This is a genomic window from Mesorhizobium sp. B2-6-4 (assembly GCF_006441495.1).
Classification (GTDB): Bacteria; Pseudomonadota; Alphaproteobacteria; order Rhizobiales; family Rhizobiaceae; genus Mesorhizobium.
This window is the reverse complement of record NZ_VFUE01000023.1, coordinates 1-13,290: the sequence shown is the minus strand read 5'-3', so window position 1 is coordinate 13,290 and position 13,290 is coordinate 1. Positions and strand designations below refer to the sequence as shown.

Annotated in this window: 13 protein-coding genes; 10 read left to right on the top strand and 3 right to left on the bottom strand. The window is 61.1% G+C overall.

Translation table 11 applies throughout. The features are described 5' to 3' along the window. Positions 1 to 34 precede the first annotated feature (34 nt). Positions 35 to 940 (bottom strand): 5-dehydro-4-deoxyglucarate dehydratase, encoded by a 906-nt coding sequence (gene kdgD, locus FJ426_RS25990; protein WP_140825643.1) that lies wholly within the window; start codon positions 938 to 940, stop codon positions 35 to 37. 63 nt (positions 941 to 1,003) lie between these two features. After that, complete coding sequence (locus FJ426_RS25985) at positions 1,004 to 1,756, bottom strand: FadR/GntR family transcriptional regulator (protein WP_140825580.1); 753 nt, start codon at positions 1,754 to 1,756, stop codon at positions 1,004 to 1,006. 1,061 nt (positions 1,757 to 2,817) lie between these two features. Between FJ426_RS25985 and FJ426_RS25970 the strand changes: the two genes are divergently transcribed. The 9 genes from FJ426_RS25970 to FJ426_RS25925 all read left to right on the top strand — a co-directional run bounded on the left by FJ426_RS25970 (position 2,818) and on the right by FJ426_RS25925 (position 11,581). Continuing rightward, the gene (locus FJ426_RS25970) at positions 2,818 to 3,837 is read left to right on the top strand and encodes a Zn-dependent oxidoreductase (RefSeq protein ID WP_140825579.1); all 1,020 of its coding nucleotides are present in this window, start codon (positions 2,818 to 2,820) and stop codon (positions 3,835 to 3,837) included. A gap of 20 nt (positions 3,838 to 3,857) precedes the next feature. Then, entirely contained in the window at positions 3,858 to 4,847 is a 990-nt protein-coding gene (locus FJ426_RS25965) for a TRAP transporter substrate-binding protein (protein WP_140825578.1), read from the top strand. A 98-nt stretch (positions 4,848 to 4,945) separates the two neighbouring features. Further along, positions 4,946 to 5,440 carry a TRAP transporter small permease subunit gene (locus FJ426_RS25960; RefSeq protein ID WP_140825577.1) on the top strand — a complete coding sequence of 165 codons (495 nt, stop codon included), beginning with the start codon at positions 4,946 to 4,948 and terminating at the stop codon, positions 5,438 to 5,440. Beyond that, positions 5,440 to 6,717, top strand: coding sequence for a TRAP transporter large permease (locus FJ426_RS25955; protein WP_140825576.1), 1,278 nt, complete (start codon positions 5,440 to 5,442; stop codon positions 6,715 to 6,717). Before FJ426_RS25960 ends, FJ426_RS25955 begins: the two co-directional genes overlap by 1 nt. Positions 6,718 to 6,727: 10 nt before the next feature. Beyond that, positions 6,728 to 7,441 (top strand): GntR family transcriptional regulator, encoded by a 714-nt coding sequence (locus FJ426_RS25950; RefSeq protein WP_181176991.1) that lies wholly within the window; start codon positions 6,728 to 6,730, stop codon positions 7,439 to 7,441. Between the two features lie 54 nt (positions 7,442 to 7,495). Continuing rightward, on the top strand, positions 7,496 to 8,689 hold the full coding sequence (uxuA, locus tag FJ426_RS25945) for a mannonate dehydratase (RefSeq protein ID WP_140825574.1): 1,194 nt from the start codon (positions 7,496 to 7,498) through the stop codon (positions 8,687 to 8,689). A gap of 686 nt (positions 8,690 to 9,375) precedes the next feature. Beyond that, a complete protein-coding gene (locus tag FJ426_RS25935; protein WP_140825572.1) occupies positions 9,376 to 9,909 on the top strand; it encodes a sigma-70 family RNA polymerase sigma factor in 534 nt (177 codons plus the stop codon). Continuing rightward, positions 9,896 to 10,681, top strand: a complete 786-nt coding sequence (locus FJ426_RS25930) for a hypothetical protein (protein ID WP_140825571.1) — start codon at positions 9,896 to 9,898, stop codon at positions 10,679 to 10,681. The genes FJ426_RS25935 and FJ426_RS25930 overlap by 14 nt, the downstream gene beginning before the upstream one ends. Positions 10,682 to 11,386: 705 nt before the next feature. After that, positions 11,387 to 11,581, top strand: coding sequence for a hypothetical protein (locus tag FJ426_RS25925; protein WP_140825570.1), 195 nt, complete (start codon positions 11,387 to 11,389; stop codon positions 11,579 to 11,581). 452 nt (positions 11,582 to 12,033) lie between these two features. Here FJ426_RS25925 and FJ426_RS25920 read toward each other — a convergent pair whose 3' ends face one another. Further along, positions 12,034 to 12,459 (bottom strand): hypothetical protein, encoded by a 426-nt coding sequence (locus FJ426_RS25920; RefSeq protein ID WP_140825569.1) that lies wholly within the window; start codon positions 12,457 to 12,459, stop codon positions 12,034 to 12,036. A gap of 623 nt (positions 12,460 to 13,082) precedes the next feature. Between FJ426_RS25920 and FJ426_RS25915 the strand changes: the two genes are divergently transcribed. Then, the coding region (locus FJ426_RS25915) for a helix-turn-helix domain-containing protein (protein WP_348643714.1) at positions 13,083 to 13,290 on the top strand (208 nt) is incomplete at its 3' end.

Here is a 13,290-nt window from a genome sequence, read left to right as displayed (position 1 = left end):
CAATGCCATCCGCTCGCCGTCGCACCGCCGATGATCAGTTGCGCGCGGCCTCAATCAGCCCGCGCAGCGCCTCGCGTTCGTCTTGTGTCAGATTGACGAGCGGCGGACGCACGGGCCCCGGCGTATAACCTACGAGATCGACGCCAGCCTTGATGATCGAAACAGGGTAGCCGGGCTTGCGGTCGCGCAGCGCTGCAAACGGGAAGAAGAAGCTGTGAAGGATTTCCTCCATCATCGTCCGGTCGCCGGAACGCATCGCGCGATAAAAGCGCAGGGCCAGTTCGGGTACGAAATTGAAGACCGCCGATGAATAGGTGGTGACCCCGACGCCGTTGAACCCTTCCGCGAAAAGCTCATGCGTCGGCATACCGCCTATGTAGCAGAGCCGGTCGCCCAGCTTGGCGGTGATGTGGCGCACCAGATCGATCCTGCCGGTGCCGTCCTTGAACCCGATCAGGTTCGGGCATGCTTCCGCCAAGCGCGCCACAGTATCGGCGCTGGCGACGGAATTGGCCCGGTTGTAGAGAATGACGCCAAGGCGGGTCGAATCGCATACAGCCTTGACGTGAGCGAAGATGCCGTCCTGCGGGGCTTCCGCCAGATAGTGGGGCAGGAGCAGCATGCCATCGGCTCCCGCCGCTTCGACGATTCTTGCCGTCTCCACTGCGAGCGCCGTGCCGTAGCCGCAACCGGCGATAATCGGGACATTTCCCGCGGCTTCTTTTGCCGCGGCGGTAACCTGCCCCACCTCGCTAGGCGCCAGCGAGAAGAATTCGCCGGTGCCGCCGGCGGCGAAGAGCGCCGCTGCCTCATAGCTGGAAAGCCGCTCCACGTGCCGGCGGTAACTGTCGAGATTGAGCTCAAGATTCTCGGTGAAATGAGTAACCGGGAACGACAGCAGTCCTGAACCGACACGCGATTTTATCTCTTCCGGCGACAACGAATTTCCTCTCATCTTGTTCGTTCATGACCAGAAAATTCATATGATGACTTTTGAGATGAGTCAACCGTCCCCATCGGATTTCGGGGCCGGCCTCCACGCGGTCAGCGACCGGTAGCGCTTGATGCCGGTGACCAGATGTCGGCGCATCGCCTCACGGGCCCGGTCGGGATCGCGCGCCAGGATCGCATCGGCGATCTCGCGATGTTCCAGCAGGATCGGTTCGTCCCGGCTGGGCAGGGGATCGACGCCGCCCATCACCGAGCGGAACTTCACGCGCGGAATCATGCGACGCCCGACATGTTCGAGAAAGCTCCGGAAGCGAGCGTTGTTGGTGGCTGTGGCGATCGCCATATGGAACAGGAAGTCGGCCTCGGCGGTCGGTTCTCCCTGTGCAATCAGCGACGCGAAATGATCGACCTGCGCCTGGATTTCAGCCTCTTGAGCAGGGGAGCTCCGGGCCGCTGCAAGTCCGGCAGCCTCGACTTCGATGGCGATGCGCAGCTCGAGCTCCTCGATGATATCAGAAATCTTGTCGGTCTCGCCAGTGAACAGTTTCAGACCCGGATCGATCTGGCGGGGACCGATGACGAACACGCCGGCTCCCTGGCGGGATTCGACCAATCCGTCGGCGCGAAGGGCGGCAATCGCCTCGCGGATCACCGTGCGACTGAAACCGAACCGGTCGATCAGCGCGGGCTCGGTCGGCAGTTTGTCGCCGGGCGCGTAATAGCCAGCCTCGATCTGCGCCCGCAAGGCGTCCGATACCCGCGACGATAGCGAACGGCGCGGCCTTTGCCGACCTGAACCTTGCATGGCGCCTCCAGACGATCAATGCCAAAAGCCATCATATGAATCGGACTGTTCTCCGATGATGATCTTACGGGGGAATGGAGGATTTGTAAAACGGCAGCACCATTCCAGTTCTTGGTCAGTGCCGAGTGCGGGAAATCCGCGCGCCGGGTCTGTGAGGGCAAGCCAAACGGCTGAGCTGTTCGACAGCGACGCCGCGGTGGAGCCCATTGAATTGCATCGCAATAATCGTCTTTTATAGAACGTGCCATTCGATTGGACCCGATGTAATCGGCGCTCAGCGACACTATCAGGACGCTGGAGCAGCGGGAGCCCGGCTGATCTGACACACCAGACGCAGCCTGTCCGTGACCGTCGGCGGAGAGCGCTTGCTGCGAAGCCTACGACCGGCCTTCGATCACATCGAGAGCGAGATCTCCGCCGTCACGGCCCAGCGCGACAAGCCCGTTGGTCTCATTCGCCTGACAGAGTCCGGTATGCCGCCAGATCGGTACTGTGGCCGGTCATCGCTAAACTCCTTCTGGACCTGCTCGCCCTCCGGACCCCATGGACCGACGAGCCGGCGGATGCGGCCTGCCTCACGACCGCGGTCGTGGCCAGAAGCGGCAGGGGGCGCCGAGGCTTCATCCAGTGGAGCCAACGAGGCATGCGGCGAAAGCCCATCTGACCCATGGGCTTTCGCCGCTTTCGGTGCGCAGGCGGCGGTCATTTGCTGCGTGGCTGCTTTGACGGAGCCTACCGCGGCGCTTGCAAGACCGTTCAGGCCAATTCTGCACTACAATCATTTATGTGCAGTTGGCGGCCGCGCTCGCGAAGCTCGGTCGGCTCGAACAAGCCAGGGCAGCTGCCGCGCGGGTGCTCGAACGGCGTGATCCAACCATGGCACGTTCGGCGGCAACGTCACATCACCGATTTCATCCACTCAAAAAAGGCCCCGATGTGCGACCGTAGGGAGTGATCAGGCTCGACACGAGATGGAAACCCTAGCCTGGGAAGGAGCACAATTTGACAGGTTGGGTAAACTTCCATACAAGTGATGCACACTAGTATGGAAGTGAGCGGACATGGTTGCCGTCGTCGTTGAAAGACCGGGCAAGCTTACCCTAGTTGACAACGAGCCTGGCGCGGTGGCGGTGGATGATGTGCTGGTGCGTGTGCAGCGCGCAGGCATCTGCGGCTCGGACATCCATATACTTCACGGCACCAATCCCTTTGCAAAATATCCACGCATCATCGGCCATGAATTTGCCGGAGTCGTTGAGGCGGTAGGGCGGCAGGTGTCCGGGCTGGCACTGGGCGACCGCGTCGTCGTCGACCCGGTTGTTTCCTGCGGCCATTGCTATGCCTGTCGTCTCGGCCGTTCGAATGTCTGCGCTAATCTGGAAGTGCTGGGCGTCCATCGGGACGGCGGCTTCCGCGATCGGATTGTCGTGCCCGCCGCCAATGCGGTGAAATTGACGCCGACGCTGCCCGTTGAGATCGCCGCGCTTGCCGAGCCCTTCTCGATCGCCGCCAACGTCCTTTCGCGAACCGGCTGCTCGGCTGACGACGTGGTATTGGTCTATGGCGCTGGCACAGTGGGCCTGACCGTGCTTCAGGTGGCAAAGCTCCATGGCGCGCGGGTGATCGTTGCTGATCTCGATGCCAACCGCCTGGCGCGCGCGGAGGCCTTCGGAGCCGACCGCGTTATCCACTCCGCGAAAGAAACTGTACCGCTCGCCGTCGCCGGTGAGAATGAAGGTCTCGGGCCGTCCGTGGTCATCGACGGCGCAGGCGTCCCCGCACTTCTGGCGGAGGCCTGCGCGCTGGCAAGTCCTGCTGGCCGGATAGGCCTGCTCGGCTTTTCGCCCGCACCGTGCAACGTCAGTCAGCAGGAAATCGTCAAGAAGGAACTGTCGCTGCACGGCTCAAGACTCAGCCAAAAATTATTGCCGCAAGTTGTCGGCTGGCTTGACCAAGGGAGGTTGAGTCCGGCCGCCATGATTACCCACACCTTCGCCGCCGCCGAGGCGAAGGCTGCGTTTTCGCTGATCGAGAGCGAACCGGGGCAGGTCGTCAAGGTCCATCTCGACTTTGATCCATAACCACTGAAGGAGGAACGACTATGTTTGCAACGAGAATTTCACGTCGCGGCGTGCTGGCCACCGCTCTCGGCGTTGGCGCCAGCATCACCATCGTTGGCCGTGCCCAGTCCAAGACCGTACTGAAGCTGGGTCACCTCGCGAACGAGCAGAACAGTTGGCACAAGGCCTCGCTGAAGTTCGCCGACGAGGTTGCCAATCGCACCAACGGCGAGATCGAAATCAAAGTCTTTCCGAACGAGCAGCTAGGCAAGGAAACCGACCTCATCAAAGGCATCCAACTCGGCACCGTCGATTTCACGATCACCGGTGAGTCGCTGCAGAACTGGGCGCCGCTGGCAGCTTTGCTCGCAGTGCCCTACGCCATACGCGATCTCGACCATATGGAGACCGTGATCGAAGGCCCCGTCGGGCAGAAGATCGCCGCCGATATCGAGGACAAGACAAAACTCGTGCCGCTGACCTGGTTCGCGCGGGGGCCTCGCGAGCTGACGGCCAATAAGGCGATCCGTACGCCCGATGAGTTGGCCGGTCTCAAGCTGCGTGTGCCTAACGTGCCGCTGTTCGTCTCGTTCTGGCAGGCGCTCGGTGCCAAGCCGACACCGATGGCCTTTTCCGAGGTCTTCACCTCGCTGCAGAGCCACGTCGTTGACGCGCAGGAGAACCCGCTGGCACTGATCCAGTCGGCAAGTTTCTTCGAGGTGCAGAAGTATCTGAACAAGACCGACCACGTGCTCAGCTGGATCTATCTCGTTGGCGGCAGCCGAAAGCTCGGCAAATTGCCACAAGAGCAGCAGAAGGCCATCCGGGAGGCGGCGAAGGTGGCTCAGGAATTCGAGCGCAAGCTTTTCCTGGCAGACGAGGCTCGCATTGCCGACGAATTGAAGGCCAAGGGGATGGAGTTCGTTGAGGTGGACAGGAAGGCTTTCGCCGCCAAAGGCAAGGATGCAGTAACCGCCTCGCTCAGCTCCGACCTGAAGCCGCTCTACGAGGAGATTCTCGGCACAAAGTAGACGAGTGCTCCGGGGTCGCCGTTTGGGCGGCCTCTGCGCACAAAGCACCAACAACGCCGGTCCGCGATGAAGGCCCGGCCTCTGTCTGGGAGGAGCCCATGAAACGAACCGTCGGCATGCTGTTGGCTGGCCTGAAGGCGATCTGCAAGGCTGGAACCATTTTTGCTTTCGCGGTTCTCATCGCCGTCGTGACCGTCCAGGTGCTCGGGCGTCTGCCAGGCTTCCCGTCCCCGGCCTGGACTGAAGAGGTGGCGCGTTTCGCCTTGCTGCACATGGTCGCTTTTTCGTGCGGCCTCGCCGTGCTGCGTGGAGAACTGGTCAATGTCGATCTCTTCACCGCATCCCTGCCAGCCCACGCCCGGCGCCAGGTTGAGCGGGTGGCAGACATCATCACGATCCTGTTCAGCCTCGCGGTCATTCCCGGCGCCTATGCCTATGTCTCGGGAAGCGTCGGCGAGCGCGCACGCTCCCTCGACGCACCGATGCTTATCGTCTACGTCACCGTGCTGATTATCCCGGTCGCGCTTGCCATTTTCTCGCTGGCCCGGCTGTTCGGCTTCGGACAGCCAATGCGACACGAGGAGCTGATCTAATGCTGGTCGCGGCCCTTTTCGGCAGCTTCGCCGTCTGCCTCATCCTCGGCGTGCCCGTTGCGATCGCGCTCGGCGTCGCGTCGGCCATTTATCTTTATCTCGCCGACATCGACCTGACGGTCGTGGCGCAGTTCATGTATTCGGGCATGGACAGCTTTGTGCTCTTGTGCATCCCCGGGTTCGTGCTGGCCGGCAATCTCATGAACGGCGGCGGCATCACCGACCAAATCGTGCGTTTCGGCAACGCGCTTGTCGGCCACATACGGGGAGGGCTCGGCCTGGCCAACGTTACCGGTTCGATGATCTTCGCCGGCATATCGGGCACGGCAGTCGCGGAAACCGCCTCGATCGGCGCAGTGATGATCCCGGCGATGAAAAAGGCAGGCTACGATGCCCCCTTTGCTTCGGCACTCACCGCCGCCGCCTCCACGGTCGGTCCGATCATTCCGCCCAGCGTTCCGATGATCATTGCCGGAACGCTCACCGGCCTATCGGTTGGCAAGATGTTCGTGGCCGGCGCGATCCCCGGCTTGCTGCTCGGTCTCGGTATGCTCATTACTGTCTATATCCTGTCCCGCCGGCGCGGCTACCCCAAGGGCGAATGGGTCGGCTTCCGTGCGTTGCTGCGTTCCAGCCGCGCCGCGATCTGGGCGATCCTTATGACGCTGATTATCTTGGTTGGCATCGTCGGCGGCGTGTTCACGCCCACGGAAGCGTCCATCGTCGCCTCGCTCTATGCCTTCCTTGTCGGCCTGTTCGTCTACAAGGGATTCGGTGTCAAAGACCTGCCTGGCATCCTCTTGGAAAGCGCAGTCGGGTCGGGCGCGTTGATCCTGCTGGTCGGGCTTGCCAACGTCTTTGGCTGGATCATGACGAGCGAGCAGATCCCGCAGGCGATCGCGGCAGCGATGCTAGCGGTGACGACGAACAAGTACCTGATCATTCTTTTCATCAACATTCTGCTGCTGATCGTCGGCACCTTCATGGAAACGATCGCCGCCCTGATCATCCTGTTTCCGCCGTTGCTGGCAGTGGCTACGCAGGTGGGCGTCGATCCGATCCACTTCGCAATCTTCTGTATCCTAAATCTGATGATCGGCCTGACCACGCCGCCGGTCGGCGTATGCCTGTTCGTCGCCGCCAATATAGGCAAGGTTTCGCTTGCCCAAGTCAGCAAGGCCGTCGTGCCCTTCCTGATCTGCAATATTATCGTTCTGATGCTTGTATCCTACATACCCGCCATATCGCTGTGGCTGCCGAGCCTGTTCTTTGAATAGGAGGATGGACGTGACCAAGGGCCTCCCGGCGACCCGATCGACCAGCCTGTCCGGCTTTCGCGGAATGCCTGCTTCGGTGCGTGAGATCCATGCAGCGCTGCGGCGGGACATCGTCTCGTTGCGCCTGACCCCCGGCGAGCGGCTGTCGGAGAACGAACTGGCTGTGCGTTTCGGCACCAGCCGCACGCCGGTGCGCGAGGCGCTGATCCGCCTGGTCGAGGAAGAGATGATCGAGGTGTTGCCGCAGCGCGGCAGCTTCGTGCGCCGCATCTCGCTCAAGGCCGTGGAGCGTGCCCGCTTCGTGCGTGAGGCGCTGGAGGTCGCCGTAGCACGGAGTGCCGCTGCCAACGGAATCAGCGAGGAAACCGCACGGAATATTCGTGCCGCCCTTTCCCGTCAGCGCGATGCTGGCGGCGACGCGGCCCGCTTCACCGAAGCCGATGACGATTTCCATGCTGCCCTGGCCCGAGGCATCGGCCAGAGCAGTGTCTGGGGGGTCATCGAGCGCGAGAAGGCGCAGTTCGATCGTCTGCGCTTCCTCAGCCTGCCGGCGATCACCCCGGTCGATATACTGATCGCCCAGCACGAGGCGATCTTCAAGGCCGTGATCGACAGCGATGTCGCGGCGGCGGAAATCGCCATGCGCGAGCACCTGTCGGAGGTGCTGAAGATTACGCGTGGCCTGGCGGCCAGCCGGCCCGATCTGATCCAGGCCGACGAGTAACCGTCACGGCCACACCCACTTTCCCATTGAAAAATACGCAAGGATCGCAAAGCGATGGAACAGACCTTCCGCTGGTTCGGACCGGACGACGTCGTCCGCCTCCCCCATATCAGGCAGGCTGGAGCGACAGGCATCGTCACCGCGCTGCACCACATCCCCTATGGCGTCGTGTGGAGCATCAATGAGATCGAAAAGCGCAAGCGCCTGATTGCCGATGCCGGGCTCGGCCTGGAGTGGCGCGTCGTGGAGAGCCTTCCGGTTCACGAGGCCATCAAATCCGGAGACGGCGATCTGGATCCGCTCTTCGCCAACTACCGGCAATCGCTCAGAAACCTGGCCCATTGCGGCATCACCACCGTTTGCTACAATTTCATGCCAGTGCTCGACTGGACCCGCACCGAGTTGTCCGCGCCGCTGCCCGGAGGCGCCTCGGCGTTGCGTTTCAATGCGCACGAATATGCTGCCTTCGATTGCTTCATGCTCGAACGCACCGGTGCTGAAAGGGAGCACACGCCCGAGATCCTGGCACGAGCCACAGCATGGTTCGACGCCTCTTCAGAAAGCGCCCGCTCGCGCTTGCTGGCCAACATCATGGCCGGCCTGCCTGGCGCCTACGAGCGCTATGACGTGCCGGGGCTGAAGGCGGCGCTCGCTCGCTACCACGGCATTGGGAAGGCGGAATTGCGGCAGAATTTCATGCGCTTTCTTGCTGCCGTCATCCCTACCGCCGAAGAGGTCGGCATCAATATGTGCGTACACCCCGACGATCCGCCGCGCCCATTGTTCGGCTTACCGCGTATCATATCAAATGCCGAGGACATCGCCCTCATCCTTGATGCAGCTTCGTCGCGCTCGAACGGTTTCACGCTATGCTCCGGTTCCCTGGGGGCGGGGGCGGACAATGACGTGCCGGCGATCGCGGGGCGTTTTGCCGAACGGATCCATTTCGCTCATCTTCGCAATGTGGCCAAGGAGTCGGACGGCTCCTTCATGGAGGCCGATCATTTGGGGGGCGACACCGACATGGTGGCCGTGGTTACGATATTGCTACGCGAGCAAAAGCGGCGGCTCGAGGAAGGGCGGCGCGACTGGCGCATCCCGATGCGGCCTGACCACGGTCACGAGTTGCTCGACGACGTCGGCAAGCTGACCCATCCTGGCTATCCGATGATCGGCCGCCTCAAGGGGCTTGCCGAGTTGCGCGGCGTCATGATGGCCGTAGCAGCGCTGGAGCGCTTGCCACTCTAGCTGTACCCACCCTTGCCGCAGGCCGCCGCATGAGGTGCGGACGAAACGATTCAAGAAAGCATGCTCAGCCCTGTTTGACTGGCCTAAGGGGTGCAAGAGCAAGATCAAAGGTCGCGGGCAAAGGCGGGTGCGAGCTGCTGACTACGGCTGTGATATCCGAATGGGCAGGCAGAATGATAACCATTCGCGCCTGACGCCTCGGGAAGAGCGGTCTTCCCGCTACCAGAAATACGATGGCGAGAGCGCATAGCGCCAGGATTGCGGCGAAGGTGTTTGCGATGAACTTGCCAAGTTGCATCACCATCCTCGTAAGGGCACCCGGTTAGACGATTACCCGAAGATACCGACGAACAAGGGATCTTATTCCACGGTCCTTCGCAAAAGCGCGGCAAAAAAGTTCGATTGGAATGGAATAATATCCGGCACAGCTCAGTAGATGGCGCAAGAACGAGGGTGAACGGAAATGCGTGGCGCATAAACTGATCGTCACAATGATACAGGGAGCGGTAGCGAGTGCTGGAGGGTGGCTTGCCTCTCGCAGCTTGCAGGCGGGAGGAGCACGCTCCCATCGGCCCAGCGGTTGCCTGTCCCTGTCCCTGACCGCTGGGCCGATCCTCGGGTTTTCGGCCGGCAGACGAAGAGTCCGAGTTGGAAATGGCGCTCGGGCTAACGCAGTATGAGACGGGATGAAAACGACGATCGACGTCATACCGCATCTGGAGGATCTTTGGCGCTACGGCCGGGTGCTCACAGGCAACGATTCAGACGCCGACGATCTGGTGCAGGAGGCTCTCGCCCGTGCGCTGTCGATGGCGGGCGGCTATGACACCTCCAGACCGCTGCTTCCCTGGCTGATCCGGATCGTTAGGAACACTTTTTTGACCGGCGCTAGCCGGGCCAATGCTGACCGACGACGCTTGGCGTCCGTCGCGGACACGTCCGACACGGCGTGGCCGCCATCACAAGAACATTGCGCCGAGCTCTCCAAAGTCGGAAGGGCGCTCGCGCGAATGCCGGCCGATCAGGCCGAAATACTCCATCTGGTTGGAGTGCTGGGCTTTACCTACTCCGAAGCGGCCGAACTGCTTGGACTGCCGCCAGGAACCGTGATGTCCCGGCTTAGCCGAGCTCGCGCTGCCTTGAAGCACAACATGGAAAATTTGGACGATGGAGCTTCCCCTCATTTGAAGGTCGTGGGAGGGCGTTATGTGGCCCGATAATCGTGTATCGCAAGAGGATATCGGCCGCTTGCTGGATGGCGAGCTGTCGCCCTCGCAGAGATCCGAGCTGGAAGCCAGGCTTGCCCGCGATCCGGAACAGGCGGCAGAGGTTTTTGCCCACGCGCAGCGCATGGAAGCGTTGCGCAAGTCCCAACCCCGGCGGTTGTTTCCGCCCAGCGTGAGCCTGAAGAAAGCCAGGCAGCTGGAGAGGGCGTTTCGCCGCAGGAAGATGTTCGCATTGCTCAGACTTCAAGTCGCGGCCGTCGCGCTGGTTGCGATCGGGTGGTCGGCCAACTCGCTGACCGTGCCGCTTCGCCAGGGAGGCAAGACAGCCGATGAGACCTTCATCCTGGCCGCCCGAGATGCCTTGCGGGTGGCACAACTGAATGCAGGTCCGGAGACGGGCACCGAGCCGAAGCAGGACAAGATCGAGCGACTGGTTGGCGCCGTCAACGTCAGCATGCCGACCCTTCCATCGGTGTGGGTGGTGAAGGATGTCCAAGTACAGCCTTGGAACGGACAGCAAAGCCTGGTCGTGACGGCCGACACACCAAGCGCCGGTCGAATCACACTTGTCGCGGCTCCGATGAACGGCGAGGACGCCGTTTCGCCGACCACAGCGACCGACGGTCGCGTCCCGACAGTCTATTGGCAATCGGGAGGCACAGCCTACGCCCTGATGGGCTCGGCCGCGCCGGACCGGCTTGAGGTGGAAGCAAAGCAAATCGAAGTGGCAACGCGAAGAAACGTCTCTGCGAAGATCAGGGGCTAAAAAGTTGGCAGTGGCATGAGGTAAACAAATGCGCTCAGCAATTGGTCTATGGAACTCCGTACCGTTCGTGATCAGTTGGAAAGGTATAGGTTGGACTTGCTTTGATCGGTCGGCGACGGCCAGCGCGCCAATAGCAAAGACAGAACAATGAACGTCTTGTCATTCGAAAGGCGGTATTTTCCCGCCACGTGTCCTGTCTGCACCGGCACGGCGCTCGAGGCCGACGTCACTCTTCGCAAGATCGAATTCCAATGTGCGTCTTGCGGAGGTTTCGAGATCACCTCCGCCGCGCGCTCTGCAATGAAAGGGCTGTCGCAGGAAAACCGTTCACTGTGGTTGTCGCAAGCTAGGCAACAGGGGGCCACGATTCCGCTGGTTGCTTGCGCAAACGAGACCCTCCTAACCGAGCACTTTGATGAGACAGGCTAATGCGCCGGGTGACGGAGAGTACATTGCCGTTCTGCGAGACAGCGAGCACCAGAACTGGCTGCTCGGCGGTGAACGGTGTGGGCTGAACGGGACCGTCCTGGCGCATCAAGCAGCGGCTCTGCCCAGGTACTACCCGCACGGATCTCGCCTCGTCCTGGTGACGATAAGAGACAATTGGATCGTTGCGCTCCGGGACTACGGCGGCGCGGAAATCAGCCAAAACGCCAACGGAGGATCACGAGAAGGGCCTTGACTGCTGGGAAGAAGGATACGGCCATGCGGCACACCGATCTTCAGGCCGCGGCCATGCTACGTGCTTCGACGATAGCCTTTGATGTGCGCACTGAAACGGCAATTTCGGAAGTCGCCGCCGAGATGAGCCTCGATCGGTTGGAGGTCATTCGCCTTGCGCTTCGAGAATGGCTGGCCATGCGCAAAAGCCTGCGCATTCCCTCGGACATCCCCGAGTAGTCCACTATCCATGGCTGACGCGAGCCATCCCGCACAGGCACGTCAAGGCCGGCACAGTCTGGACTCCTACGAGCCGATCAACGTCCTCAACCCCGTGGCCTCGATCTGGATTGTCGATGGACCTGAAATCAGGTTCGGCGTGGGCTGGCCGAAATTCCCCTTTTCAACACGCATAACGATCCTTCGGCTGCGCTGTGGCGAGATGGTCCTGCATTCGCCTGTGAGATCTTGCCCAAACTGCGATCGGCGCTTGGAATGCTGGGACCAATTCGATGCCTGGTTGCGCCGAACTCGTTTCAACGTTGGTGGCTGCCTGATTGGAAAGCTGCTGTCTCCCAGATATGCTGGTGGCCACCGGCACCGGCCCTTGAAACCACGCTTCATACATGGTCAGCCTCCATTGCGACGGTCGCTCGGCATAGCGCTGCCTGGCGAAAGTCCAAGATCGGCAATCAACTCTTGGTGTTGTCCTGAGCTACACTGTTCGCCGGGATTGTGTCCATCGCTGCCAATTTGTCCGCACATAGATCTGCGGCGCCTGGCACATCTTTCTTCACGCCGGCCAGTTTGACCCACCCGCCGTCGCTGATGAAGCTGTCTCTCTGATAGGAAGACGTTCCCTTCAGCTTGGCCAGGTTGTCGCTCGCGTTGGACGCAGTGATGAATTTCTCCACACAAAGATTGGCCGCAAGTTCAGCCTTGGCCTTGATGGCGGATGTCTTCGCCATCGCCGATGCCGTCCCTGCCGTCGTCCAGCCACCGGCGGTGAAGCCGACGACCATCGTCAGTACAGCAGCACCCACTAGCGACCAAAACCAAAGTGTCTTGGAAGGTTGGTATTCGTCGAAGCGTTGCGACAGTGTTCGATCGGTTGTCATGGTTTCCTCCTTTTGATATACGCTCTTCGTTTCAGCGTCATTTCCGCAGCTGTGGCCCGACAGTGGCCGGAATTCGAGCGATGATCGACAGGACAAGGCTCCCCGGCAGGATCGATCCAGTTCAGGAAACAGGGCAGGGGGATGCAGGGTCCGATTGGCAGCACTTTCGGGCGCGAGCACGTGGGCGCCGATCCTCTATCGTCCTCACGCATCTCCCGCACTCTGGCGCCTGAGACGACGTGCTTGAGCACCCGGAAATTTCCCAAAACGGCAAGAACGGACAAAACTTCACCTCGATGCTGCATATACCGAGGCTGCCGCCAAACTATTCCAAGCCTGGCGCGATTATGTGAACTCGCGGGTAGGCTCGGTCGCTAATTGCCGGAGCTGACGACTTCGCGGTCGGGCAGTGCGGAGCAATGTGCGCACCTATTCGGGACGATTGAGGCGAACAAACAGCCGGCCAATACTCAAGTTCTTGTGGAACTCCCGGTGTTGCCGCGGTGACAATTTTGGCTCGGGTCACCCGCACTAGAGCATTTCCTATTTTGGGAGAATCGTAGGATTCCCAAAACCGGATGTTTGTGATTCAAGATGCTGGCTGGATTGGAGGCCAGCATCTGATGACGCGAGCGCTTTCAAATGATCTTCGTGAGCGTGCAGTAGCGGCAGTTGTCGACGGGGAGACCTGCCGTGCGGTTGCCTCGCGCTTTGGCGTTGCGGTTTCCTCTGTGGTGAAGTGGTCGCAGCGTTGCCGTGCCACCGGCTCGGTGGCGCCGGGCAAGATGGGCGGACACCGTAAGCGCGTTCTGGAGCCCCATCGGGCTTTCA